Annotated in this window: 25 protein-coding genes and 2 pseudogenes; 14 read left to right on the forward strand and 13 right to left on the reverse strand. The window is 68.0% G+C overall.

Going from position 1 to position 23,587, the window contains the following annotated elements:
* The first annotated feature begins 68 nt into the window (after nt 1-68).
* Nucleotides 69-1,160: an ABC transporter substrate-binding protein gene (locus tag LN251_RS28515; protein ID WP_458247054.1), complete on the forward strand. Its 1,092-nt coding sequence runs from the start codon at nt 69-71 to the stop codon at nt 1,158-1,160.
* Nucleotides 1,161-1,943: 783 nt separating this feature from the next.
* Here the strand turns inward: LN251_RS28515 and LN251_RS28520 are convergent.
* A complete protein-coding gene (locus LN251_RS28520) occupies nt 1,944-2,588 on the reverse strand; it encodes a glyoxalase (protein WP_458248178.1) in 645 nt (214 codons plus the stop codon).
* A gap of 594 nt (nt 2,589-3,182) precedes the next feature.
* Here LN251_RS28520 and LN251_RS28525 point away from each other — a divergent pair.
* The gene (locus tag LN251_RS28525; protein WP_458247055.1) at nt 3,183-3,587 is read left to right on the forward strand and encodes a gas vesicle structural protein GvpA; all 405 of its coding nucleotides are present in this window, start codon (nt 3,183-3,185) and stop codon (nt 3,585-3,587) included.
* A complete protein-coding gene (locus tag LN251_RS28530; RefSeq protein WP_458247056.1) occupies nt 3,584-4,366 on the forward strand; it encodes a GvpL/GvpF family gas vesicle protein in 783 nt (260 codons plus the stop codon). The genes LN251_RS28525 and LN251_RS28530 overlap by 4 nt, the downstream gene beginning before the upstream one ends.
* A gap of 1,349 nt (nt 4,367-5,715) precedes the next feature.
* Here LN251_RS28530 and LN251_RS28535 read toward each other — a convergent pair.
* Nucleotides 5,716-6,552, reverse strand: a complete 837-nt coding sequence (locus LN251_RS28535; protein WP_458247057.1) for a COG4705 family protein — start codon at nt 6,550-6,552, stop codon at nt 5,716-5,718.
* A gap of 163 nt (nt 6,553-6,715) precedes the next feature.
* Here LN251_RS28535 and LN251_RS28540 point away from each other — a divergent pair, with 163 nt between their 5' ends.
* From LN251_RS28540 to LN251_RS28555, 4 genes are all read left to right on the forward strand, one after another.
* Nucleotides 6,716-7,081, forward strand: a complete 366-nt coding sequence (locus tag LN251_RS28540) for a hypothetical protein (RefSeq protein ID WP_458247058.1) — start codon at nt 6,716-6,718, stop codon at nt 7,079-7,081.
* 114 nt (nt 7,082-7,195) lie between these two features.
* The gene (locus LN251_RS28545) at nt 7,196-7,672 is read left to right on the forward strand and encodes an ATP-binding protein (protein WP_458247059.1); all 477 of its coding nucleotides are present in this window, start codon (nt 7,196-7,198) and stop codon (nt 7,670-7,672) included.
* A gap of 209 nt (nt 7,673-7,881) precedes the next feature.
* Nucleotides 7,882-8,160, forward strand: a complete 279-nt coding sequence (locus LN251_RS28550; protein ID WP_458247060.1) for a hypothetical protein — start codon at nt 7,882-7,884, stop codon at nt 8,158-8,160.
* Between the two features lie 198 nt (nt 8,161-8,358).
* Complete coding sequence (locus LN251_RS28555; protein WP_458247061.1) at nt 8,359-8,775, forward strand: hypothetical protein; 417 nt, start codon at nt 8,359-8,361, stop codon at nt 8,773-8,775.
* On the opposite strand, the pseudogene LN251_RS28560 reads toward LN251_RS28555, so the two are convergent.
* Nucleotides 8,764-9,299 (reverse strand): annotated as a pseudogene (locus LN251_RS28560) (transposase); the annotation flags it as partial. The gene LN251_RS28555 and the pseudogene LN251_RS28560 sit on opposite strands and share 12 nt — an antisense overlap.
* Before the next feature lie 73 nt (nt 9,300-9,372).
* Complete coding sequence (locus LN251_RS28565; protein WP_458247062.1) at nt 9,373-10,107, reverse strand: hypothetical protein; 735 nt, start codon at nt 10,105-10,107, stop codon at nt 9,373-9,375.
* Between the two features lie 311 nt (nt 10,108-10,418).
* Here LN251_RS28565 and LN251_RS28570 point away from each other — a divergent pair.
* Nucleotides 10,419-10,648, forward strand: a pseudogene (locus LN251_RS28570) (hypothetical protein); the annotation flags it as partial.
* Nucleotides 10,649-11,224: 576 nt separating this feature from the next.
* On the opposite strand, the gene LN251_RS28575 reads toward LN251_RS28570, so the two are convergent.
* Together LN251_RS28575 and LN251_RS28580 are read right to left on the reverse strand one after the other, a co-directional pair.
* Complete coding sequence (locus tag LN251_RS28575) at nt 11,225-11,779, reverse strand: dihydrofolate reductase family protein (RefSeq protein ID WP_458247063.1); 555 nt, start codon at nt 11,777-11,779, stop codon at nt 11,225-11,227.
* A gap of 43 nt (nt 11,780-11,822) precedes the next feature.
* Entirely contained in the window at nt 11,823-12,542 is a 720-nt protein-coding gene (locus tag LN251_RS28580; RefSeq protein ID WP_458248179.1) for a helix-turn-helix domain-containing protein, read from the reverse strand.
* A 209-nt stretch (nt 12,543-12,751) separates the two neighbouring features.
* Here LN251_RS28580 and LN251_RS28585 point away from each other — a divergent pair, with 209 nt between their 5' ends.
* A complete protein-coding gene (locus LN251_RS28585; RefSeq protein WP_458247064.1) occupies nt 12,752-14,143 on the forward strand; it encodes a glutamate decarboxylase in 1,392 nt (463 codons plus the stop codon).
* A gap of 309 nt (nt 14,144-14,452) precedes the next feature.
* On the opposite strand, the gene LN251_RS28590 is transcribed toward LN251_RS28585, so the two are convergent.
* The 3 genes from LN251_RS28590 to LN251_RS28600 all read right to left on the reverse strand — a co-directional run bounded on the left by LN251_RS28590 (nt 14,453) and on the right by LN251_RS28600 (nt 15,625).
* A complete protein-coding gene (locus LN251_RS28590; protein WP_458247065.1) occupies nt 14,453-14,860 on the reverse strand; it encodes an SHOCT domain-containing protein in 408 nt (135 codons plus the stop codon).
* A 54-nt stretch (nt 14,861-14,914) separates the two neighbouring features.
* Nucleotides 14,915-15,250 (reverse strand): sulfatase-like hydrolase/transferase, encoded by a 336-nt coding sequence (locus LN251_RS28595; protein ID WP_458247066.1) that lies wholly within the window; start codon nt 15,248-15,250, stop codon nt 14,915-14,917.
* Nucleotides 15,251-15,436: 186 nt separating this feature from the next.
* The gene (locus tag LN251_RS28600; protein ID WP_458247067.1) at nt 15,437-15,625 is read right to left on the reverse strand and encodes a hypothetical protein; all 189 of its coding nucleotides are present in this window, start codon (nt 15,623-15,625) and stop codon (nt 15,437-15,439) included.
* Between the two features lie 322 nt (nt 15,626-15,947).
* Between LN251_RS28600 and LN251_RS28605 the strand changes: the two genes are divergently transcribed.
* The 3 genes from LN251_RS28605 (at nt 15,948) to LN251_RS28615 (ending at nt 17,694) form a co-directional block, all read left to right on the forward strand.
* Nucleotides 15,948-16,358 carry a DUF7144 family membrane protein gene (locus LN251_RS28605; protein ID WP_458247068.1) on the forward strand — a complete coding sequence of 137 codons (411 nt, stop codon included), beginning with the start codon at nt 15,948-15,950 and terminating at the stop codon, nt 16,356-16,358.
* A 250-nt stretch (nt 16,359-16,608) separates the two neighbouring features.
* Nucleotides 16,609-16,998, forward strand: coding sequence for a hypothetical protein (locus tag LN251_RS28610; protein ID WP_458248180.1), 390 nt, complete (start codon nt 16,609-16,611; stop codon nt 16,996-16,998).
* Between the two features lie 39 nt (nt 16,999-17,037).
* Nucleotides 17,038-17,694, forward strand: coding sequence for an SPASM domain-containing protein (locus tag LN251_RS28615; RefSeq protein ID WP_458247069.1), 657 nt, complete (start codon nt 17,038-17,040; stop codon nt 17,692-17,694).
* On the opposite strand, the gene LN251_RS28620 is transcribed toward LN251_RS28615, so the two are convergent.
* Together LN251_RS28620 and LN251_RS28625 are read right to left on the reverse strand one after the other, a co-directional pair.
* Nucleotides 17,625-17,822, reverse strand: coding sequence for a hypothetical protein (locus LN251_RS28620; protein ID WP_458247070.1), 198 nt, complete (start codon nt 17,820-17,822; stop codon nt 17,625-17,627). The two genes, LN251_RS28615 and LN251_RS28620, sit on opposite strands and share 70 nt — an antisense overlap.
* 338 nt (nt 17,823-18,160) lie before the next feature.
* Entirely contained in the window at nt 18,161-18,595 is a 435-nt protein-coding gene (locus tag LN251_RS28625; protein ID WP_458247071.1) for a DUF4345 domain-containing protein, read from the reverse strand.
* Nucleotides 18,596-18,713: 118 nt separating this feature from the next.
* Between LN251_RS28625 and LN251_RS28630 the strand changes: the two genes are divergently transcribed.
* Together LN251_RS28630 and gntH are read left to right on the forward strand one after the other, a co-directional pair.
* A complete protein-coding gene (locus tag LN251_RS28630; RefSeq protein ID WP_458247072.1) occupies nt 18,714-19,319 on the forward strand; it encodes a TetR/AcrR family transcriptional regulator in 606 nt (201 codons plus the stop codon).
* Between the two features lie 245 nt (nt 19,320-19,564).
* Nucleotides 19,565-20,698 (forward strand): guanitoxin biosynthesis MBL fold metallo-hydrolase GntH, encoded by a 1,134-nt coding sequence (gene gntH / locus LN251_RS28635; RefSeq protein ID WP_458247073.1) that lies wholly within the window; start codon nt 19,565-19,567, stop codon nt 20,696-20,698.
* A 287-nt stretch (nt 20,699-20,985) separates the two neighbouring features.
* Here the strand turns inward: gntH and LN251_RS28640 are convergent, their stop codons facing one another.
* Together LN251_RS28640 and LN251_RS28645 are read right to left on the reverse strand one after the other, a co-directional pair.
* Entirely contained in the window at nt 20,986-21,840 is an 855-nt protein-coding gene (locus LN251_RS28640; protein ID WP_458247074.1) for an alpha/beta fold hydrolase, read from the reverse strand.
* A 273-nt stretch (nt 21,841-22,113) separates the two neighbouring features.
* Entirely contained in the window at nt 22,114-23,583 is a 1,470-nt protein-coding gene (locus tag LN251_RS28645; protein ID WP_458247075.1) for an MFS transporter, read from the reverse strand.
* Nucleotides 23,584-23,587: the final 4 nt, after the last annotated feature.

A 23,587-nucleotide genomic window follows, 5' to 3' on the forward strand; every position in this document is an offset into this window, starting at 1 on the left:
GCCTCCGCGCCTGCAGTCCCCCGTGTCCCCGAAAGGGCATCCGCAACCCGAAAGGTGAAAGCCCCGCCATGCTCAAGAGAACCCTCACCGCTTCGATCATCACCGTCCTCGCCCTCGGTGCCGCCACCGCGTGCTCGGGCAACTCCGGCAGCTCCGTGTCGTCCGGTTCCGGCTCAGGCTCCACCCCGACCGTCAAGCTCATGGTCGGCGGCATCGACAAGCAGATCTACCTGCCCTACCAGCTCGCTCAGAACCTGGGTTTCTACAAGAAGTACGGCGTCACGGTCCAGCTGAGCACCGAGCAGAACGGCGGTGTCGGTGCCGAGGAGGCCATGGCCTCGGGGCAGGTGGACATGGCCGGCGCCTGGTACAACCACACCATCGAGTTCCAGACGAAGGGCAAGGCGGTCGAGGACATCGTCCAGCTGTCCGGCGCGCCCGGCGAGCGGGAGATGTGCGCCAAGAAGAGCGGCGTGAAGTCGGCCGCGGACTTCAAGGGCAAGACGCTCGGCGTGACGGACCTGGGCTCGGGCACGGACACCCTCACCCAGTTCATGGCGGCGAAGAAGGGCATCAAGTCCGGCCAGTTCCACCGACTCGCCGTCGGTGCGGGCTCCACCGCCGTCGCCGCGCTGCAGCACGGCAAGGCCGACTGCGTCATGACGACGCAGCCCACGGTGGCGGCGATCGAGAAGAAGGGCGTCGGCAGCTCCGCGGTCGACCTGGCCACCACCGACGGCGCCAAGGCGGCGCTGGGCGGCGCGTTCCCGGGCGCGAGCGTCCTTGCCCGCACCGACTGGGTGAACTCGCACAAGGACACGGTGCAGAAGGTCGTCGACGCGCTCGTGGCCACCATGCACTGGATCAACTCGCACAGCGCGGCCGACATCGCCGACAAGCTGCCGTCGTCGTTCGTGCAGAACCAGCTGGTCACCAAGGCCGACTACATCGCGGCCCTGAGCGAGGACAAGGGCCAGTTCCTGCCGGACGGGATCATGCCGGCCGGCGGCCCGAAAACCTCCTTGGCCACCGAGCAGTTGGTCGGGAACGTGACCACGTCGGTGGACCTGGGCAAGACGTTCACCAACGAGTTCGCCCTCACCGCCAACAAGAAGGAAGGCTTCACCCCCACGACCACCCCGGCCGGGGCCGACGGCTGATCCCACGCAGCTCACGGGGCCGTCCGGGCGACCACAGCCCGGGCGGACCCGGGCCCGCGGCGCCGGCACGAGCACCGTAGGCCTCCCAGGTCAGGTCGTGGGCGAGGCGGGCCCGGTACCGGAAGACTTCGGTGCCGTGTCGCTGGACCGCGTACCGCGGGCGCCTCCGCCGACGCGGTGCGGACCGACAGCGGAGTGGTTCGGGTCCGGGGCACCGGCCTGGCCTCTGGTGTGTGGTGCCGGGCGTGCATGGTGGTCGAGCCAGCGGTGGGCGGCGAGTCTGCCGCGGTCCTCGAACAAGAACCAGAGCAGGGCGTTTCCCCACACGGCGGCCGCCCAGTCCCAGCCGAGCGGGGTCATCAGAACGCCGTAGACGGCGATGAGGGTGGCAAACGATCCGGGTGCTCTCCAACACCCCCTGACACGCCTGAACACAGCCCTGAAGCATGAGAACGAGAAGCTACGCAAGCACTGCCGCGGCGCTCGTACTGAGCCCGAATGCTGCTCCGGACCGCGGCCGTGGTGAGCCTGACCCTCCTGGCGACCGACGCGATGCTGCGCAGCACCGTGCCCGATCCCCACTTCTACAGGCAACGACCGACAACGCCTCTGACAAGTTCGGAGGAGGCCCGACCGAGAAAGCCGACGAGCCCTTCATCGGCTTCGACGCACCATGCCCCACCTACCGAATCCACTCCAGCGGCAGGTACCCGCGACGGTGGCGGACAACATTCGCGAATTCGCAGACGAGGTCGCAGGCCCGGGTGCTGTCGGGCGGATGGCCTACGCGACAGGCTGCCAGGTGAAGCCGTCCGGGTCGGTGAAGGTGCCAGCGGTGCTGCCGAGGATGACGTGGTGCGAGCCGGTGCCGTCGTCGGGGACACCGAGATCCTTGGCAAGGGCACGGCGCTTGTACAGGGCGAGCTTGACAGAGCTCGACTGACCGGCAGCGAACTCGGCGTACTTGCCGCCGAAGTTCTTGGCCACGGTCAGGCCTCGCCCGACGTAGAACTGCCTGGTGGCCTTCACGTCCTCGACGCCGAGCAGGAGGACGACCTCGTCGACCTCGCGGGTGGCAGGGCCGCTGTCCTTCTTCGCCGAGGTCGCGATCTTCCAGATTGTCCCGTCCGGAGCCTGCACGACGCCGCCGTAGCCCCACAGCGACTTCGCGGCGGGCTTGAGTACCGTGGCGCCGGCGTCCACGGCGTCGGCGATGAACCCGTCGACGGTGGCCGGTCCAGCCACCGTCAGCGCCAGGGTGAAGCTGCGGAATCCGGTGGAGTGGGCCTCCGAGGCCCGCAAATTGATGTATGTGTCCACGCCGAAGACAGTGTAGAAGCGGCGGGCGGCCTCAAGGTCGGCCACCTCAAGGGTGACGGACGCCAGGGACGTAGGGGCTGCGGTGGAAGTGGTGGTTGCCATGACCATCACGCTAGAGGCTTCACGGCGGCCGGGGCTTCTCCGTTCCTGACCGGTCCCACCACAGACTCCACCTCGCCTACCGGCGCCCCCTCCACCGCGAGCAGGGTCTGTGCAACAGCCCGGGCCTCCGACGACCGGCCCGGACGACGCCGAGTGCCACCGGTACGAAGTACCAGCTTCCGGCTCGACGCCTCAGTTGCCGCACGGTGCCGGATACCGCGGCACGAGAGTGGTGACGAAATACGACGGACGGACCCCCGCCCCGCAGATCCTCCCCCACAGCCCTTTGAGGACGTCGTGGTCGTCATTGCCGAGAAACGCTCCCCGCCCTGACCTGCCGCGGCGACAACCCCCACGCAGCGGCTCACGGAGCTGCCCGACGGCTTTCCGCGGATGATCGCTGGGGCAAGCTGCAGCGTCCCCAGGGGCAGCGCTCGTACATACGTTTGCTCTCGAAGGTGGGGGCTACCCGCTACCAGAGCCTCGCCGCCGTCCTGGAGCCTGGATGACCTGCAGGAATGTGTCACAGCGTTGCCTGTTTCTGGGATGGGGCGAGCGCCGCGGAGGCGAAATTCCACACCGGGCAAGGGGTTGGTTGTCATGACGGTAGCGACGCAGCAGGGTGGCGGCGGAGGCTCAAGTGGCCTCTACGACGTGCTGGAGCTGATTCTCGACCGGGGGCTGGTGATCGACGCGTTCGTGCGGGTGTCCCTGGTCGGCATCGAGATACTGAAGATCGATATACGGGTCGTGGTGGCCAGCGTCGACACCTATCTGCGTTTTGCCGAGGCGTGCAACCGTCTCGATCTGGAGTCGGGCCCGCGTAAGCCGGCCGGCCTGACCGAGCTCACGGGAAGCCTGACCGAATCCGGTGCCCGCGGTAAGTCCAAGGGCGCGCTCTCGGGCGCCGCCGAGACGATCTCCGAGGCTTTTCAACAGGCCCGTGACGAGGGACGCCAGAAGCAGGGAACCCGGTCCGCGCGCCAGAGGGGGGACGAGCAGTGAGCACCTATGTCTACGGCATCACGCACGCCTCGCAGGCCTCGCAGCTTGAAGACGTGAACGGCGTGGGTGACCCGCCTCGGCCCGTGCGTGTACTGCGCGAGGGCGAGCTGGCCGCGATCGTCAGTGACGCCCCCGAGGACTTGCGGCCCAAGCGGCGTGATCTGCTCGCCCACCAGCATGTGCTGGACGCAGCAGGGCAAGGCGGCGTGATCCTGCCGATACGGTTCGCCAGCGTCTCACCCGACGACGAGACGGTGACGACGGTGCTCGCCGAGCGCGCGGATCACCTGCTGGAGCGGTTGACGGCTCTGGAGGGAAAAGCCGAGTACAACCTCAAGGCCAACCACAACGAAGAGGCCGTGCTGCAACTGGTAGTGGCGGACAACGACGAGATCCGCTCTCTGGCAGAAGCCAACCAGCAGGCAGGCGGGGGGTCGCAGGAAGACAAGGTCCGGCTGGGGGAGATGATCGCGGCCGCACTTCAGGCCCGCGAAGCGGCCGACGCCGACATGCTCCAGCGGGAACTGGGCCCGGTGGCCGAGACGGTCAGCGCCGCACCGTCGAGCACCGGGTGGCTGGCCAACCTCTCCTTCCTGATCGACCGTGGTTCAGCGGGACAGTTCTTGGACGCGGTCGACCAACTCCGCCGGCAGCACCCGCATCTGGAACTGCGCATCAACGGCCCGCTGCCGCCCTACAGCTTCGTCGACGACGCATCCGAGCACGCCGAAGGCACCGCGGAAGCACTCGGAGCCGCAGCCGAGCAGCACGACGCATGAGCCGCACCTTGTCGCAACCGAGGGCACGAGCGGCCGCCGGATGCATGCTCCACTCCTCGCGTCCCTGGGGGAAAACGGCGGTGGCACGGGCGAGCTGCCTTCAGCCGCCACCGGCGGGGCAACCGGTCATCCCTGCGCCGAGATGGGGCTTCTGACAGAAGAAAGATCACGACCAGGGTGATGTACTTGCCCGATGAACCTTGTGGTCGCTGTGGTGAGAGTCCCGCGCCGGGCGGCGGCGGACATGGCAACGACCCCAGAGCACAGCGCAGGCTCTGCCTTGGTCACTTCCGCAAGGCGGCGGCCGAGTACTTCGCTCGCCGAGGCCACGCCGACCCCGCGGTGACAGCAGCCGCGGCGCTGTGCCAGGGCCTGCGCTTGTGTGCCTGCCTGCACATGACGTGAGGGCACCCCATGGAGACACGTGAGCAGCAGGACGCCGCTTGGCCGACCAGTGTCGGAAGAAGCCTTCAGCGGTCACGGACGTCAGGGGCGAAGTGCCCGATCAGCTGTTGGAAGGACATTTGGTCCTCTGCCCGATGGCGCACCATGGCAAGGACGAGTCGTCGAAGCCGGGCCAACTGCCCGAGCCAGTAGCACGACCGCGCCTCCGCTCGGACGGCGGCGAGCGAAGGGCACGCGTGCGCCGTGGCCGCCGACCGCCGGAGCTGTCCATCGGACGGGGTCCGGCCGTCGCTGCTCGGCGTCCCGTTCCACTGGCGCCTCCGTGCTCGAATCCGGGGGGTAGCCCGGAATGGGACATTGCCCGGCAGCGTCATCGGCTGGCTCGTGAAGGCCGGTGGAACTGTTCCAACCGGGTCTGGCGAGGTCGTCGTGCAGGGCGAAGACCTCGGGGTGTGCGTCGCCGGGCGACGGGCCGGCGGAACACCCCCACGTCGGCGGGAAGCACGAAAGGTCCGCGACACCAGAACCCCACCTTCCGAGCACCCACCCGATCCGGCGTACGTGCGGCCAATGCTGTTCACGGGCTTGCAGCTTCTCCTTGCGGGCGTGGGCTCGATGGCAGGCGACGCGCAGGGCGAACCCCACCACACTCAGCGCCTCGAATTACGCCGCACGTCGTTCACGCAGCAGGTAATTACGGCGCTCTGCCCGCTTGGCCGTTCCATCATGCTCTCGGGGAAACAACCCACACATTCACCTGCCACCCGTGAGGCGGCCTTCGCGGCTTGAGCTCGCGGCACGGTCGATCGGTCAGGACGTCCGGTTCGGGAATGGGCTCCCGCGATACCGAAAGAGCCCGCCGCGGCGCACGACCAACGGACCTTCCGCCGTGCTGCGTCCCCGGTCAACCGCAGAAGACGGCCACTAGCAGCGCTGATGGGCCATCAGGCCGGACGGCCGACTCGCTGAGGCTGCGCCACATCCTTGCGGGTAACCGACAGATAGACCACCAGGCCAAGGATGACGGCGAGGAACAGCACGCTGGTGATGACGGTGCCCAGGCCGAGTCCACCGTCACCTGTGGGCTGGGAGAGGTAGTCGCCGATCGACGCACCCAGCGGACGGGTCAGGACGTACGCGATCCAGAAGCTCCACACCGCGTCCAGCCCGATCTTGAAGTGCGCGAGCGCAACCACGGCGATGGCCAGACCGAAGAGAACTGCCGACAGCCAGTAGCCCAGGGACATGCGCTCGGAGAGCAGGTCGCCCGCCGAGGTGCCGAGGGCGAAGGTGAACAGCACGGCCAGCCAGTAGAAGGACTCTCGGCTGGTGGTATCGATGTGGTGGATGGACAGGGTCCGCTCACGCCGGTACCAGACCACGAAGACGATCGCGAGGATGACCGCGAAGACGGTGGTGGTGGTCTCCAGCGGTACGCCCATGTTGTCGGTCAGGTTGTCGCTGACCAGGGTGCCGACGACGCTGATCAGAGCGACGGCCAGCCAGTACACGCCGGCGCGGTAGGTCTTGGTGCGGAACTGGACGACCAGCACGACCGCCAGCAGACCGCTCATCAACAGCGACACCCCGGTCAGACCGAGGCCGGCCTTCTCATTGAGCAGGTCGGCCGCCGTCTCGCCGACCGTGGTGCACAGCACCTTGATGATCCAGAAGTAGACGGTGACTTCGGGCACCTTGTTCCAGCCCAGTTTACGGCCGGAGGAGTCTTCCGAGCTGCGGGCCGCCGGGGGCAGGGGCATCTGTGACGTCTCATATGTCATGGGGCCCGACCGTGGCATGAACTACCTGAGCGCATCCTGACTGCCGTACGGCATCGGCTGCTCCGTCCATGGGATCACCATGAAGGCGGGCCATGACTCCCCACGATCACACCTCCCGCAAAGCGACCCTTTCCCCCTTCCCCCCTACGCCGTAGAAGGACACGTGACAAGAGGACGGTCACCTGGCCGTTTTCGCGTCGGTTGCTTCCGGATTCCGGCCGGCAAGGAGGTCCACAAGCGCGCGGACAGGCAGTGCGGTCTCGGCGGGATGCCGCGGCGTCGCGTCGAGATTGATGGAGCAGCGGGTACGGCGGCCGACTCGTTCGCGGCTCAGGCAGTCGGCCTGTTCGAGGTCGGTGATGATGCTCTGAGCGGTGCGCTCGGTGATGTGGCAGGCCTCAGCGATGTCCCGCAGGCGCAGCTCGCGGTTTCCTGCGATGGCCAGCAGTACACGGGCATGGCTGCTGAGGAAGCCCCAGCGTGCGATCTCCTGATCCGCGGCAATCTCCTCCTCTCAGGAAGCGCCTGACCACGGGTGCATGCAGGAAACTCCCGGAGACATTCGCCTAACTGAGAGTGCGGTGATGTTTCGGGGGTATGGGGGATGGTCGCGGGACAGCGCTTCGGATCTAGGGCGGACGGCATGGACGTGCCTGAGCAGGAAAAGGGGGCGCAGCCGGTCATCGACCGTCTGATCTCGGTGTCAGCCGCCTTCGAGGGCAGTGAAGAGATCGCCGAGGCCCGAGACCTGGCCCGCTCCTTCTTCGCCGATGCCGAAAAAGTGCACGGGCTGACGGTGTCCGGCCGCGCGGCCGGCGCGGTGCAGTTGGTGGTGAGTGAGCTGGTGACCAACGCCCGCAAGTACGCTCCCGGCCCGTGCCTGCTGACTCTGGAGATCCGCGACGGGGCGGTGGAGGTGACGGTGTGGGACAGCGAACCCACTCTGCCGATCGCCCAGGCCACCGACCCCGGCCGGGTGGGCCAGCACGGCCTGGAAATCGTGATGGCCCTGTGCCAGAGCTTCCAAATGCACCGGGAGCCTGTCGGCAAGCGCATCGTTGCCGCCGTCGCCCTGATCGACGACCCCGTCGGGGACATCGCGGCCAGCCAGATCGGATGAGTGTGGCCACCCGGAACGCCTCTCTTTCGGCGGGTGGGCACGGGGCAGGCAAACGACGAGGGCGCACGCGAAACGCGGCTGCCCACTCAGACAAAAGTGGAAAGCAGGCGCCTCAAGCTCCCAGGAGTCCAGGAGCCCTGCTGTGGCTCCCGCCCGGCCGCTGGGACCCCGGTCACTGCCGCGTCAATGGCGTCTACAGCGAAGCTCTCGTGCGCGCCATCAACGGCTACGAGCACGACCTGGCCGCCCCGCGGACCCTGAAGAACCCGTCGACTCGCGAGCAGGCCCAAAGAAGGGCGGACGCCTGGAACCACCCCCGGGAACCGGTGCGGATCGACGGCCACTCCAACCCGTGGATCTACGTTCCCAACCTTCCGCCGGCGGAGCTCCAGGTCGACGGTGAGACTTTGTCCCTCGCCCACTACGGCACCAAGGGAGCCCACTACAGCCGCACACGCCCTCACGTGGAATGGGTCCCCGAGTCCTGAGAAGACCCTTGAAAGTGCGCGCCCTGGAAGCAAGGCCGCTGGTGGGGATCAAGAGACTTACTGGTCATTTCAGAATGCGGATGACGAAGAGTGTGCTGTCGTACTCGGCTTCGTCCGTAAGATCACTCCATGCCTGCCGAGGACGAACCTGCAACTCGGTCGATGTGTCGTGCCCAGCCGATATCAAATCCTCGGCCGATGCCGGAACTGCCTCAGCGGATCTGGTCAGATGAGGCTTGGGAGCGGATCCAGCGTGGCTACGCGTCACGGGACATGGATGAGAAGTGGGACGTCTTCGCTGAAGGTGAAGTTGTCTTCCTGCATCGAAGCTGGACCGGTCACGGAGTATTCGCGGCGACTTTTGCGCCGGCTGATGGCGGTGGATGGCGGATCGTCAGTGCCGTGGTAGAGCGTGGTGGCGAGCGCTATAGAGGCAGGGACGATGCCTACGACTGCGTCATGCTTGAGTTGGTGATCACCGCCATCGTGCTCGGTGAACCAGCGCCTGAGCTCCGCTCGAAGCTGGTGGAGCTGACTCGTCGAAAGCCGCGTTCTGCAGGTGCCCCGGCGGTCGCGGTTCAGCACAGCGCGTTGGGACTGCGCTCAGACTCCTAGTCGATCGCTTGGAGGGCCGGACAGACGTCGGATGCAAATGAGGCTGCATGCCAGTTCACGTAGGCCCTGGTGGAGATCGGCGCGTCGTTCGTAGCGGGTGCGGAGCCGCTTGAACTGCCGGAGCCAAGCGCACCGTTCGGCCACCCAGCGCACCTTGCCCGGTCCGGAGCCGTGCGACACCGCGTCGGGCGATCAGGGGTTTGATGCCGCGCTTCCACAGCAGAAGGCGTACTTGTCGAAGTCGTAGCCCCGGTCCGCGTACGGCCGCCGGGGTTCGCGGCGGGGGCGTCCCCGCGGTCCCCGGATCGATGGGATGGCGTCCAGCAGCGGCAGGAGCTGGGTGACGTCGTGCCGGTTGCCACAGGCGAGGGTGACGGCGAGCGGAGTTTCATGCCGGTCAGCGATCAGGTGGTGCTTGGAGCCGGGGCGGACGCGGTCGACCGGTGAGGGACCGACTTGCCCCCTTCGAGAGCCCCGACGTGCGCCCCGTCCACGGAGCAGTCGCCCAGGTCCAACAGGCCGGCGCGACCTGATCGACGGCTGCCTCACCGGCGCCGGGCTCACACTCACCAATCAACCGACATCCGCCCCAAGAGCTCAGAAGTCGCCCTGGTGAACCGCGTCGCTTGAGACGTCAGCTGGAGCGCTGATCAGCTGCTGGAGGTGGTGAATGAAGTCCGGGTCGTCGAGACGGGAGTCGGTGACACGGTCGCGCACATCGGTGAGGAGCCATTCCACCATCTCCGCAGTAGCGTGGTACTCGTCGTAGAACCCCAGGCTCAGGTCGGTGATCTCGTACTCGAACAGCACGTCGACCATCAGGTCCGCCAAGTGCGCGTCAGCGGCCGGGGTTCGTGTGCCGGTCCAAATGTCCAGCCAGGGGCGCAGGCTGTCGGTGGCGACGGTGATGAGGGCGAGGGTGTCCCTGATGGACACCGGGCTGGGGTGGGTGTGCAATGTGGCCCGCCACCATGCGGTCCAGACGTTGCGAAGAGCGTCGGCCAGGGGCGCGTCCCAGGTGGTCCAGCCTGCCTCGACCAGGCGGGTGGCGATCAGCTCCTCGGAGACGTGGAACTGACCGGCGACAAGGGGACGGATGATGCGCGGGACAAGACGGCGGTAGAGACGCGGGAAGTCGTCCCAGTGGCTGGGCACCTCTCCGGCGGCCGCGGACACCATGTCGTCGGGTATGAGGTGCAACGGCCTGGAGAGTTCGGCGAGTCCCTCCTCGCCGTAGCAGTAAGTGCAACCTCCGATGGGGAACGGCTCTTCAGAAGCGAAGGCGCGGTCCAGTGCATCGAGGGCTGTCATGAGCAGCTGATGGTGTGACATGGCGACCCGCCGGGGGACTCCGTCCGGGTGACCGGCGAAGATCGCAGGCTATCAGGCTGTGCCGGAGATGATGCTGCGGACTCAACCCCACCACTCGACTACTCGAGATTCTCACTATGGCATGGCGGTCGGTTGGGCGGGCGTCACGACGGTAAGAACCCCATCTGACGCAACCGGAGCAGCAGCGACGTGCACGCCTGTTCCACGGCCATGGTGACCGCCCGACCGCCGGCGACATCGTGGTGCGCGCTGCGCGACCATTTCGGCTCCCGAAGCCGCTCCGGTGCTGCCAGTAGCACCGGCGGGGGCGCAGAAATCACAGGCAGGTCCGGGCCGCCTCGAGCACGTCCTCGCCCGCCTGACGACCTGGAAGGTCCTCCGCGACTGCCGACTCAACAGCGACGGCGTCCATCACGCCGTGCTCGCCATCGCGCCCCGGGAACTGCTGTCTGCGCACCGCCTGAGCGTCTCCCCCACGGCTCACCGCCACGACATCACGCGTCGCAAACGCATGAGCGTCCGTATCGGCCCTCGACAGTAGGCGAGTTCGAGGAACGCTTCGTGGATGTCGGCACCTCTCCGTACGCATGCCGGCAGGCCCCTCCCGGCGGCCCCCAGGTTGAGGGCCTCCTCGCCCTCGTCCTCAGCTGGCTTGGGTACTGCACCATGGGCTGTGCCCACCAGGCGCCGCGTCTCCTGGCGCGCCGAGCCGCTACACCGACGAGGTGCGACGGGCGGGGAGTTCGTCCTGGACATCCTCCCTTGAGCGCCGCTTCGTCTCGGTCTCGCGCGACCGGACGGAGGCCTGTCTCGCCAGGAGTTTATGCCTCAAAGAGGCGCAGGCCTGTGAAGGGGTGACGTACTCGTACTGGCCCCATTGGAGCCGCAGTCGACGGCTTGGTCGGCCAGGCGTCGTCCACCTTCTGGTCGTCACTGACGGCCCAGACGGCGACGATGCGGGCCCAGTGGCGCACGTTCAGCGCACGGAACTCGACGCCGCGGTGGCGGGGGCGGTCGGTGGCGGTCTGCCTTCTTCATGAGTGTGACCAGGTCCTTCAGCCGCGCGAGTGTGCCGCACGACCGGTGTGCCGAATCAAGCACCCCCGCCACGCAGCGTTCAGCGTGTCGGTCGGTAGGTCGCGATGATCACTCCGCTGCTGGTCGGCTGGGCGCTCACCAGCTCCAACTTCTTCAGGGCGGCGTCGTCGGCGAACAGCTTCTTGCGGCCCCCACCGGCCACTACCGGGTGGATCAGCAGGACCAGTTCGTCCAGCAGGTCCTGCTCCAGCAGTGACCGCACCAGCGTCGGGCTGCCCGCGACGGTGATGTCCTTGCCTTCGCCGGCCTTGAGCTGATCGATCGCGGCATTCAGATCGCCCTTGATGAGAGTGCTGTTCGCCCAGTCCTCCACGCTGTCGAGCGCGGAGGAGACGACGTACTTGGGCGAATCGTTGATCCACTTGGCGAAACCGGCGTCCTCGCCACTGGTCACCGTCGGCCAGTACCCGGCCCACTCGGTGAACGTCACCCGGCCCAGCAGGATCGTGTCGGCCGTCTCCAGCGTCCTGCCCAGCGCCGCGCCCATCTCCTCGTCGAAAGCGAACTGCCACTCGTTCGGCGACTGCACGACGCCGTCGAGCGAGATGAAGAGACCCGAAACGACCTTGCGCATGATTCCTCCGTGATGAGTCGAAGCCGTCGGCTGCACCAGAAACCTATGCGGGTATCGAAGTCGAGGTCTTGTACAGAAGCGACAGGGGCTCCGCCTCGTCCGGAGAGCTCAGCCGAGTAGCGGTCCGGCCGATGTACCGGGTCAGGGACCGCGCCAGATGCGGCTGGTCGAAATAGCCCAGCCGGTGCACCACGTCCTGGGCCGACGCACCCTCCTGGATCAGGACCGCCGCCTCACGGGCGCGGCGGATCTGCCGGATGGCGCCTCGGGTGAGGCCCGTCGCGGCGACCAAGCGGCGTTGGAGAGTGCGTTCGGAGACATGAAGGGCGGTGCCGGCGAGCACGGCGGGCACGATCGGATCGCGGTCCACGATGCCCTCACGCACCAGGCGCCGTACGAACGCCTCCGCGTTGTCGTAATCGGGCGGATGCCACGTGGAGCCCTTCAGCCAGACGGAGCGTCGCGTGACGTCGGGGATCTCCGCGCTGCTGCCCACGAGCCGGCTGATGGGGATGTGCGGCATTGAAGTGCCGAGGGCAAAGCTGATGCCGAAGAACGTGGCGTTCTCGGGGACGGGAGCCCGGGATGCTGCCGGTTCAGGGCCCATGACAGCCGCCTGGACCTGACCGCGGTGCTCCCAGAAGACGAGCTCCCAGTGCGATGTGGCGATCGACGTCATCCGACCCACGTCGTCACTGCGACTGCGCCACACCCGCTCGATGTACGGCAGCTCCGACGGCCTGCTCTCGATCTCCAGCCCCAACCGGATCACCCCCGTTCACCGCCGCCTGAACCGCCAGTGTGTCACGTCGCCCAGACCGCCGATTGGCCGCACCAGCCGCCGCCGGGCATGCGTTCCTCGACTCGCCTGGTGCCCGCCAGGCCCCCTGGTCGGACTACTCCCAGTGTCGGGTGCGCCTTGGGCCTCATAGCCTCCGAGAAAGACGCACGATGACGTGAGAGGGTGCGCCGGTGGCTCTGCACAATGCCCAGGAGACAGCCTTTGACCCGGCTGCCGATATCTTCACATCGCCCATCAGCGAGGAGGTTCTGCCGAAGCGGGCCATGCCGGACGGGCCGGCGCCGCCTCAGGTCGTGTTCCAGTTGTTGCGCAGCGAACTGCTGCTCGACGGCAACGCGGCCCAGAACCTGGCGACGTTCTGCACCACCTGGGCCGACGACGAGGTCAGGCGCCTGATGGACCTGTGTCTCGACAAGAACATCGTCGACAAGGACGAGTACCCGCAGACCGCGGAGATCGAGTCCCGGTGCGTCAACATCCTCGCCGGCCTGTGGCACGCGCCCGGCGGCTCGGAGGGGACCGAACCCGCCGTGGGGTGCTCCACCACCGGCTCCAGCGAGGCGGCCATGCTCTGCGGGCTCGCCCTGAAGTGGCGTTGGCGTGACCGCCGGCGGGCCGCCGGGCAGTCGACCGACCGGCCGAACCTGGTGTGCGGGCCGGTGCAGGTGTGCTGGGAGAAGTTCGCCCGCTACTTCGACGTAGAGCTGCGCCAGGTGCCGGTGGAGCCGGGCGCGACCGGCCTGCAGGCCCACCAGCTGCGCGAGCACGTCGACGAGAACACCATCGGCGTCGTGGCGATCCTCGGGGTGACCTACACCTGCACCTACGAACCCGTGGCAGAGATCGCGGCCGAGCTCGACCGTCTGCAGGCGGAGACCGGCCTGGACGTCCCCCTGCACATCGACGCGGCGTCCGGCGGGTTCATCGCGCCCTTCCTCCACCCCGACCTGGAATGGGACTTCCGTCTGCCCCGGGTCGCCTCGATCAACGCCTCCGGACACAAGTACGGCATGGCCCCCCTCGGCGTGGGCTGGGCCCTGTGGCGTGACAAGGCGGTCCTGCCGGCGGACCTGGTCTTCCACGTCGACTACCTCGGTGGCGACATGCCCACGCTGGCCCTGAACTTCTCTCGCCCGGGCGGCCAGGTCGTCGCCCAGTACTTCATGTTCCTGCGCCTGGGCCGCGAGGGCTACCGGCGCGTCTATCAGGCCTGCGCCGACACGGCGCAGCACCTCGCCCGCCAGGTCGCCGACATGGGCCCCTTCACCCTGCTCTACGACGGCAACGGAGCGCTTCCGGCCGTCTCCTGGACCCTGACCGACCCGGCGTCGGTGAGCTGGAGTCTGTACGACCTGTCCGACCTGCTCCGCATGCGCGGCTGGCAGGTCCCCTCGTATCCGCTGCCGCCCGACCGCCAGGAGACCGTCATCCAGCGGGTGCTCGTGCGGCACGGCGTCGACCGTGACGAGATCGAACTCCTCGCCGAGGACATGCGCCGGGCCATCACGCGCCTGGACCAGGGACACCCGCACGACTCCGAGCGCGTCGGCTTCCACCACTGACGGCGGATGCCGCCGACGCACCATGGGTGCCGCGCGGCATGCGCACGTTCGGTGCCCTGTACGGTGCGACGCTCGCCCGCGGGCGGTCCGGTGACCGCATCATCATCGTCTCGTGTCTGGGCGGCGGTGCCTGCTCCGACGGGGCGCTGGTGACGGTCGCCGCCGGGCAGTGCGCCGATCGCCATGAGCGGGACCGTCAGGCACTCGCCGACGGCATCGGTGGCGGAAGCTGCCGGCCGAGACCGCCTGAGAAGGCATCACGGAGCGCCGGCTGCGCACAGCAGCCGGCGCGGTGGTGTCCGACCGGGTTCAGTGCAGGATTTTCTCCTTGGCCCGCTCGTATTCGGCGTCCGTGAGGTCGCCGCGGGCGCGGACCTCGGAGAGCTTGGCGAGTTGATCCGCCTCGTTCCCGGGTCCCGTCCCGCTGCCGGCGGTCTCGCGGACGTAGTCGTCGAATGCCTGTTGCCGGGCTTGGGCGTGGCGGATCTCGCGGTCCCCCATGCCCTTGCCGCGGGCCAGGACGTAGACGAACACGCCGAGGAAGGGGAGGAAGACCACGAAGATCAGCCATCCGGTCTTGCCCCACCCCCCGAGCGTGTCGTCACGGAAGATGTCGCCGATGATCCGGAAGAGCAGAGCGAACCACAGGATCCACAGGAAGACCCACATGACCGTCCAGAACGCTCCCAGGACCGGGTAGTCGTAGGCCAGATTCATGTCACAGCTCCTTCTTCCTCGCCTGCGTCGGGCAGCAGGTCAAGCCCGAAGGCCTCACCGATACCGCGGGCGGCCATCACCACGCTCGGCGATGGTCGCCATGCCGTTCGAGGTGGCGTTGCGGCCCGTCATCAGCGAGGCCGGGGTGGGAGAACACAAGGCCGTGGTGTGGAAGTTGGAGTAGCGCACCCCCATGTCGGCGATCCGCGACATCGTCGGTGTCCGCACCGGGCCGCCGAAACAGTCCATGGTCCCGTAGCCGACGTCGTCCCACGCGATCACCAGGACGTTCGGGGCGTTGTGCGGGGCCTGCGGCGCGAGGAACGGCGTCCAGTCCGGATCGGAGTCACGGATGTCGAGGGCGATCCTTCCCCTGAAAGGCTTGGCCATGACCGTTCTCCTCGTTGCCCCGAGTCCTGACAGACTCGCTTCCACCCTGGTCACGCAAGGTTGCTCACGCATCACCCCCCACGGGTGACGAGCCCGGCAGCGGCGTCATCGCGCGGTCAGTCCTCGCCTCTGAGCTGCCTGAACGGGAGTGGTCTCGTACAGTTCCCGCCCACGGCCGTGGTCCGCTCATGCCAGCGGCCGTAGCCGTCGGGCGAGGGCGACGGCCGAGACACCGTGCAGCAGGACACTGAGACCGACGGCGACGGCGACCACGCTGCCGAGGAGCTGCACACCGTGAACGTGCTCCTCCAGGACGAGCAGGCCCAGCACCACGGACGCCAGGCCGCGGGGACCGAACCATCCGATGTAGGCCACCGTGGGCGGGCGCAGCCCGCTGCCGGCGAGACGCGGGTCCCAGAAGCACTCCGCAACCGACGAACACCATCGCCGACGACACCGGTGTCGACGCGAGCCGACGCGAGCCCAGTGCGTACGCAGCGGTGACACCTGCCGCCGCAACCCCTGTCCAGGCTTCGCTGCTCATCTGCCGGCCCTTTCGTGCCCGGGATCCCACGGCCCCAGGAATGCGCCCTGCGAACCTCACCCTCCACGGGTGATCACCCGGTCCTGGGCGCTTCGCATGCTCGAAGAAGCAGCACCGCGTGCTGCGTAACGCCGACGAAGTGAGGAACGGACCATGGCCACGACCACACCCCACCGTCACTCGGCAGCCGCCGAGGCGACGGCCGGAGGCCTGACGGTGTTCGCCGCCGTCCTTTTGTTCATCGCCGGTGTCCTGGACTTCTTCCGGGGCATCATGGCCATCGCCAACGACAACGTGTTCGTGAACACCCCGAACTACGTGTTCAAGTTCGATTTGACCAGCTGGGGCTGGATCCAGCTGATCATCGGCGTGATCGCCATGGGCGTGAGCGCCGGCCTCGTGGCGCGTGCCACCTGGGCCCGGGTCGTCGGTGTCGGCATCGCAGGCCTGGCGATCATCGCCAACTTCCTGTCGATGCCGTACTACCCCGTGTGGTCACTCCTCCTGATCGCGATGTACGGCTTCATCATCTGGGGCCTGTGCGTCGTGCGGAAGGAAACCTGAGAAGGGACAGCCGACGCCTTGTGCGGGGCGGCCTGCCTCCTTCAGGACGAGGTGAAGGGGGCACGCCGGCGGTGGTGGCCGGGATACGGGCGGTGGGTCATGGACGTCTTCGTCCGGCCCCCGCCCCGTTGATGCTTCCGGTGGAGCCGGTGCCCGTGGGCACTTCTTCCGCCGCTCCCTGGGGTACGAAAAGCGCCATCCCCGCCGCGGCCAGCGCATCGTCAACACCATCCAGGCCAACGGCACGCTGATCACCGCCGAATGGGCCCGCTTCTTCCGCGAGCACGACTTCCTCGTGGGACTCTCCGTCGACGGCCCCCGCCACCTGCACGACGCCTACCGCCTCGACAAAGGGGGCAAGCCCACGTTCGACCGCGTCATGCGCGGCCTGGACCACCTGCGCGCACACGGCGTGAACTGGAACGTGCTCACCACATTGCACGACGCCAATGCCGGGCACGCACGCGAGATCTACACCTTTCAGCGCGACGACTGCGGTGCGCAGCACATGCAGTTCATCCCGATCGTGGAACGCACCGACGCGCACACCCTCCCTTGGCCGACGAAGGGTGGGGACAGCGCGCCACGGACCGGCCCCTGTACCGGCAGGAAGGCGACCGGGTCACCACCCGGTCGGTGACAGGGCAGCAGTACGGCCGCTTCCTGATCGACGTCTTCCATGACTGGGTACGCCACGACGTCGGCCGCATCTACGTCCAGATGTTCGACGTGGCGTTGGCGAACTGGTACGGGGAGCCGCCCTCGTTGTGCGTGCACTCCCGAACCCTGCGGCAGCGCCTTGGCGCTGGAGCACAACGGGGATGTGTACTCCTGCGACCACTTCGTCGAGCCCGACCATCTGCTGGACAACATCGGCGAGCGGCACCTGCTGGAACTCGTCGACTCACCCCGGCAGCAGAAGTTCGGCCAGGACAAGCACGACACGCTGCCTCGCTACTGCCTCGACTGCGACGTCCGCGTCGCCTGCCACGGCGGCTGCCCCAAGGACGGCTTCGACACCACGCCGGACGGCGAGCCGGGCCTGAATCATCTGTGTGCCGGCTTCAAAGCGTTCTTTCACCACATCGACCGCCCCCCCTGCGCACCATGGCCGCTGCGGCGCGGACAGCCTCCCTCGCTGATCATGCGAGAGTACGCCGAGGCGGACGCGCACCGGACGCACAACTCTCCCTGCCCGTGGGGGGACGCGAGTGGGCCGGCTGTCATGGCAGGCCGTCACGGTGTAGTGGGGCTTGGACACGCCCGTCAGGACGCCGTCTTGCGCATCTCCACCACGTGCAGGCCCAGCGACTGGAACCGCGCGAGCAGCCCGTAGAGATGGGCTTCGTCGGTCACTTGACCGAACATCAAGGTCTGCCCGGCCACGATGCAACTCTCCAGCTCCGGGAATGCGGTGGTCATCGCTTTCGACATCTGCCCTTCGACGCGGATTTCGTACTGCATGAGCGCGTCTCCCTTGCAGATGTAGCCGCTACCGGGCCCCCCATGTGACCATGCTGTCCCTTGACAAGAAGGCAGACATCACCCTGACCGGGTGACACGGCCGGACGCCGTCAGGTGTCACACCAGGTGCAGTTTCGAGCTCGGCGTACGGCCGTCACAGGCGCGACATGCCGCGTCCGCAGGCCGCTCTCGGACTCACGTGAGCCCTGGACGAGCCGACACGCGCCTCCACCACAGCCGGTCCGCCGCCGGTGTCGGCGCCACCGCCGCTCCTGTCGGCGCGGGTCTCCTCGCCACCATCGCCCCGCCCGGCGCCCTCCCAGCAATGCCCGCGACCGTCACAGGTCCCGGGCCGGGGAGTGGCGCAGTCCTGCGCCACGTTCCGCCGTCGGCTGCGTCGCCCGCTCCTCGGACGGGGCGAGCCAGAGCAGGACGGGCGGAAGGCCGAGTTCGATCACCCCGAGCGCGAGCTGGAACCACTGCGGCCGGCCGTGGACCGCCAGGGAGATCAGCCGGCCGATCCCACCCAGCAGGAAGACCGCGGAAAGGGCACGCACCGCCGTCGCCGGGATGGGCCGCTGCCGGGCGGCCCAGAGCCAGGCCAGGCCGTAGCCGACGAAGCTAGCCCCCATGAACCGCCCCCAGCTGTCGACGGTCGCCCCAGCAGAGCCCGCGCCCGGGATGGCCGCGTTGCCGAGGGCGACATGGATCAGCCCGATCACCACACACGACCATCCCATGAGCTGTACGAGTACGCGCAGAGTCCTGGCCATTGGTCCATCACCCTGTCCTGGTCCGACGTCTTGACCCGACGTATAAGTTGACGTGTGTCTACTAAGCTCTGCACCAGCGTGAGCGAATAAGTAGACGCATGTCAAGTAAGCTGTCGCCGTGACTCCCCGCCGGCGCCTCCGTCCCGCCGACCGCCGCGCCCAGCTCCTCGCCGTCGGTGCGCGGATGTTCGCGGCCCACCCCTACGAGGACGTGCTGATGGACGACGTCGCGCAGCAGGCCGGCGTCTCGCGGGCCCTGCTCTACCGTCATTTCCCCAGCAAGCACGCACTCTTCGCCGCGGTCTACCAACAGGCCGCCGACCGGCTGCTCGCCGAGACGAAGCTCGACCCCGCCGACTCGCTCGTCGAACAACTCGTCCAGGGGATGGACGTCCACCTCGACTACTTCGTGGCCAACCGCCACGCCGTCCTCGCCGCGAACCGGGTGCTCGCGGGCGACCCGGTCATCCAGACGATCATGACCGGCGAGCTGGACGCGCTCCGCGCCCGCCTGCTCGCCGTGCTGCCCCTCGCCGACGAGAGCGCACGCCGAGCCGTCTCGGCGGTACTGAAGAGCTGGTTGGTCTTCGTCCAGGTCCTCGTCGTCGACTGGCTCACCGAGCAGACCTGCTCCCGCACCGAACTCCGCGACATCTGCGTCGGCGCCGTCCTCGGCGCCCTGCGCCCCCTGCTGCCTGCGGACCGCGTGCCGGACTGCCCCTGAGCCACCTGCCCCGGCCCGGTCGCCAGCCCCGGCCGGCCGTCGCGGAGGACGTTGACCTGGGGCCAAGGAGTCAGAGCCCGCGGCATTCACCTCCACCGAGGCTTACGAGCAGAGTTTCCGCAGGTCGGGAGGCGGTTCTTCAAGGTGCCGGTACAAACGCACGGTGCCACGATGAGGAGTACGGCCGTCTTGGGCGCGAGGCGAGCCGCGGTCAGGCCACGTCAAGCTTCCGAGGACGGACAGCCATGAGCAGTGAGGTGTCAGAGCTCACGGAGTTGGCCTACGAGGGCGGCAGGCTTCCCCTCACCGCGACTCCCGTGGTCGGGACTCCCGAGCGGACCTACGGGGAAGTGTTCGAGCCAGGGATGGAGCCTCTCGAGGCCGGCGAGATACGGGTGACCGTCCTCGGCAGCGGCGACCCGTTCGTCCGCCGGAGCCAGGCGGCCGCCTCGATTCTGGTCGAGGTGGGCAACCAGGAGCACGACTTCTTCTTCCTGGACATCGGGTCGGGGGCGGTCGCGAACTTCAACGGCCTGGGCCTGCCCGTCACAGCGGCGACGAAGGTGTTCCTCTCGCACCTGCACGCGGACCACGTCGGCGACCTCCCCACCCTGCTGTGGTCCCTGGCCAAGGGCGGCCGCCGGGACCCGGTCGAAGTGTGGGGCCCGGCCGGCGAGTACCAAGCCCTCGGAACCCGCGCCTTCACCGAACACCTCGCTGCGGCGTTCGCCTGGGACACCGAGTCATTGGCGGGCGACCCGCGTCAGGGCGGCGCGCGGACCCTGACCACCGAGGTGCCCTACGACGCGCAGGCGGTCGTCTACGAGCGCAACGGGGTGACCGTCACCTCGTTCCCCGTGATCCACATCCTGAACGGCGCGGTCGGCTACCGCATCGACTTCGCGGGGCTCAGCGTGGTCTTCTCCGGCGATACCAGGCCGTGCCGCACCCTGGTAAACGCTGCCGTCGGCGCCGATCTGCTGATCCACGAAACGTTCCCCACCGCGTCCACCTTCGCGGCCAAGGCGGGCATGCCTCTGGACGTCGCATCGAAGATCATCGACCAGGCGCACACGAGCCCGACCATGGCGGGCCGGGTCTTCAAGCGCGTGGGCGCGCGGATGTCGTCCTTCTGGCACCTCGCGCTCGATCACGAAACGGTCGGACCGGTGTTCCAGGAGATGCGCCGCGAGTACGACGGTCCGGTCACAGCCTCGCAGGATCTCACCGTCTTCAACATCACCAAAGACGCCGTCGTCACACGCCAGGGCAGGTCCGCGCCGATGCCCTGGCCCGTCACCGGCCCTTCCCAGCACCCCGCGCGTCCCGGCCCGGCACACCCGCCGCCCGGGTGGTGGACCGATGCCCTCTTGTCCTGACCGCTGAATCGGCCGACTGGACGGCTGCTGCCGAGCGCGCCGCAGCATGCCCAGCGCAGCGTGACAGGGACCGCACCGCCCCCGCCGCAGCGACCGCCGGTATCCGCCCCCGTCCTCGGGGTCGACCGCGCAGCCACCCTGCTCGGCCCGACTGCGCGGTGATGTGCCCGCAGGCCGCGGGGTAGCGGGCCTTGGCCGCCGGCCCTCAGGGCACCCACATCCATCAGCAAGGCCAGTTGCCTACTCGTCGACCAGGCGGCGACCAAGCCGACCACATTCGGAAGGCGTCAGCGAACTGCGCAGTCTGCGAGCAATTCGGCGGCGGGCTTCGGGTGGACGAGCCAGCGCAGGTGGCTCCCCTCGAGTGTGCGGACGTCGAAGGGGTTGTCGGGTGTGAGCGCGTTGGCTTCGCGGATCATGCGGTCCTGCATGGCGAGCGGGATGCTGGCATCGGCGTTCAGGCGCACATAGGTCTTGGCAATCCGACCCCAGGTGGTGGCCTGTGCTCGGTCGGCGGACGTGCCGACGTCGAGATTCTCATCGGGCTGGAAGGTGTTGAGGAAGGTCCGGAACTCGTCATCGGTGAGGTCGGCCGCGAACGCTCGCTTGAACGCGGCGAGTGCCGCCGGGTCGGCGGTGCGGAAGTTGGTGCGAAGCAGGCCGAGTTGGGCCGGGTCACCGACCAGCGTGGCAACGAAGGCTCCCGCGTCGACGTCCGCCATCTCCGGCTGGGCGTAGTAGTCGCTCACGTCCAGATCGACGGGGCACCAGGCGGAGACGTAGATGATGCGGTGGATCAGCTCGGGCCGGGCGTTGGCGACGGCGGTGGTGGTGATGCCGCCCCTGCTGTGGGCGACAAGAATGGTGGGCCCGTTCCGCTTGGCCCGTTCGAGGATCTCGATCACGCGGGCGGCGTTGTCGGCGAGCGTGACCCCCTTGATGCGTCCCGGTTCCGCGGAGAGGGCGTCGAGATCCTGGGGGGCTTGGTACGCCGCGGGGAAGGTCGCCTCGAAGCCGTGCCCCGGAAGGTCGACCGCCACCGAACGGTGCCCCAGGAGAGCGAGTTCGGCCTGCAGCGGCGCGAACGAGAACGAATTCGCGAAGGCCCCGTGAACAAAAACGAAGGTCGGCAGATTCTGCATGCTTCGATCTCCAAGAGAACGATCTTCAAATAGGGACAAGGGTTCAAGAGGGCTTCCGTACGCGTAGGAAGCTTGATCTTGATGGTCTCATCCATAGCGGACGGTGGTTCAGGTGGTGAGCACTCGATCTTTGCCGATGGTGGGACGCTCCGGTCCATGGATGTGCGGGACCTTGCGGTGCAAGGCGAGTTCGCCGAGGGCCTCGGTAGCGGCATGGTGGAGTCGATGCCCCCCGGCGCGCGCAGCGGTTCGTCCCTGTCGGCGCGGTTGTTGTCAACGGCTCTTTACCGACGCCTCGTTCAGGGTGGTGACCGCAGCTGGGTCAGTGGAACGGTGCGGTTCCGCACTGTCTTCCGCGGACTTGGACCTGGCCAACCACACACCGGTGGACAGGGCGGTGACCAAGACGGCGGCGCCGGCGGCGACGAAGGCGCTGTCAAGGCCGGTCTCGAAGGAGGCACCGCTGGACTGTCGGGTCCGGACGATGGCTCCGAGCAACGCCACGCCGAGCACCGCACCGATCTGCCGCGTGGTGCTGCTGCTGCCTGAGGCGAGGCCGCTTTCCCGCGGGCTGACTGCTTGGATGGCGGCACCTGTCAGTGGGGACATGGCCAGTGCGAAGCCGACGCCGATGAGCCCCAGCCGCCACCACACGTTCCCATAACCGGTGTCGGCGTGCACCGTGCCGAGCGCCAGCAGTCCCAGGCCGGCCAAGGCGAGGCCGGTGGTGACCACGATGCGGAAGCCGTACCGGACGGCGAGTCGGCCCGCGTACGGGCTGACGATCACCATGGCGAGGGATACCGGCAGGGTCTGCAGGCCGGCGCGCAGGAGGGAGCTGCCCTGGACGTACACGAAGAACTGGGAGAAGAAGAAGGACGACCCCATGAGCGCGAACCCCACCACGACCATGGCGGCGTTCGACACGGTGAACAGACGCTGAGCGAACAGCCGCAGCGGCAGCATCGGAGCGGAACGACGGGCTTCGACGGCGACGAAGACGCCGAGGAGGACCACGGCGGCGGCGAAACTGCCCAGGATGACCGGTGAGGTCCAGCCGCGGGCACCTCCCTCGATCAATCCATACGTCAGTACCCCCACCGCCAGAACCGACAGCACCGTGCCCGGAATGTCGATCGCGGGGGCGCTCGGGTTGCGGGACTCGCCGAGGTGGCGCAGGCCGACCAGCAGCAGGACCGCGCCGACAGGCAGATTGACCAGGAAGATGGCGGGCCAGCCGAAGGCCTGCGTCAGCACGCCGCCGGCCACGGGTCCCGCGGCCAGACCGATGCCGCTGAGTCCGGCCCACAGCCCGATCGCCTTGACTCGCTCTTGCGGCACGGGATGGGCTGCGGCGAGCAGGGCCAGGGAGGCAGGGCTCAGCGCCGCGGCCCCGATGCCCTGCAGCACTCGGCCGGCGACCAGCCAACCGAGCGAGGGCGCGAGGCTGCACATGAGTGACGCAGCGGTGAACACCGTCGCCCCGGTCAGGTACACCCGCTTGCGGCCGAATCGGTCGGCGAAGACACCGCCGGACAGCAGCAGCATGGCGACCAGCAGCACGTACGCGTCGACGATCCACTGCAGTCCGGTCAGTTGAGTGTGCAGCCGATGCTGCATATCGGGCAGTGCCGCTCCGACGATGGTGTTGTCGAGCAGCACCATGAATTGCCCGAGGCAGGTCACCGTGAGCACCACGGCTCGGCTTGATCGACTGCCCACGGTCGCACTGGATGCAGCCATGGAA

The organism is Streptomyces sp. MAI_2237, assembly GCF_054189285.1.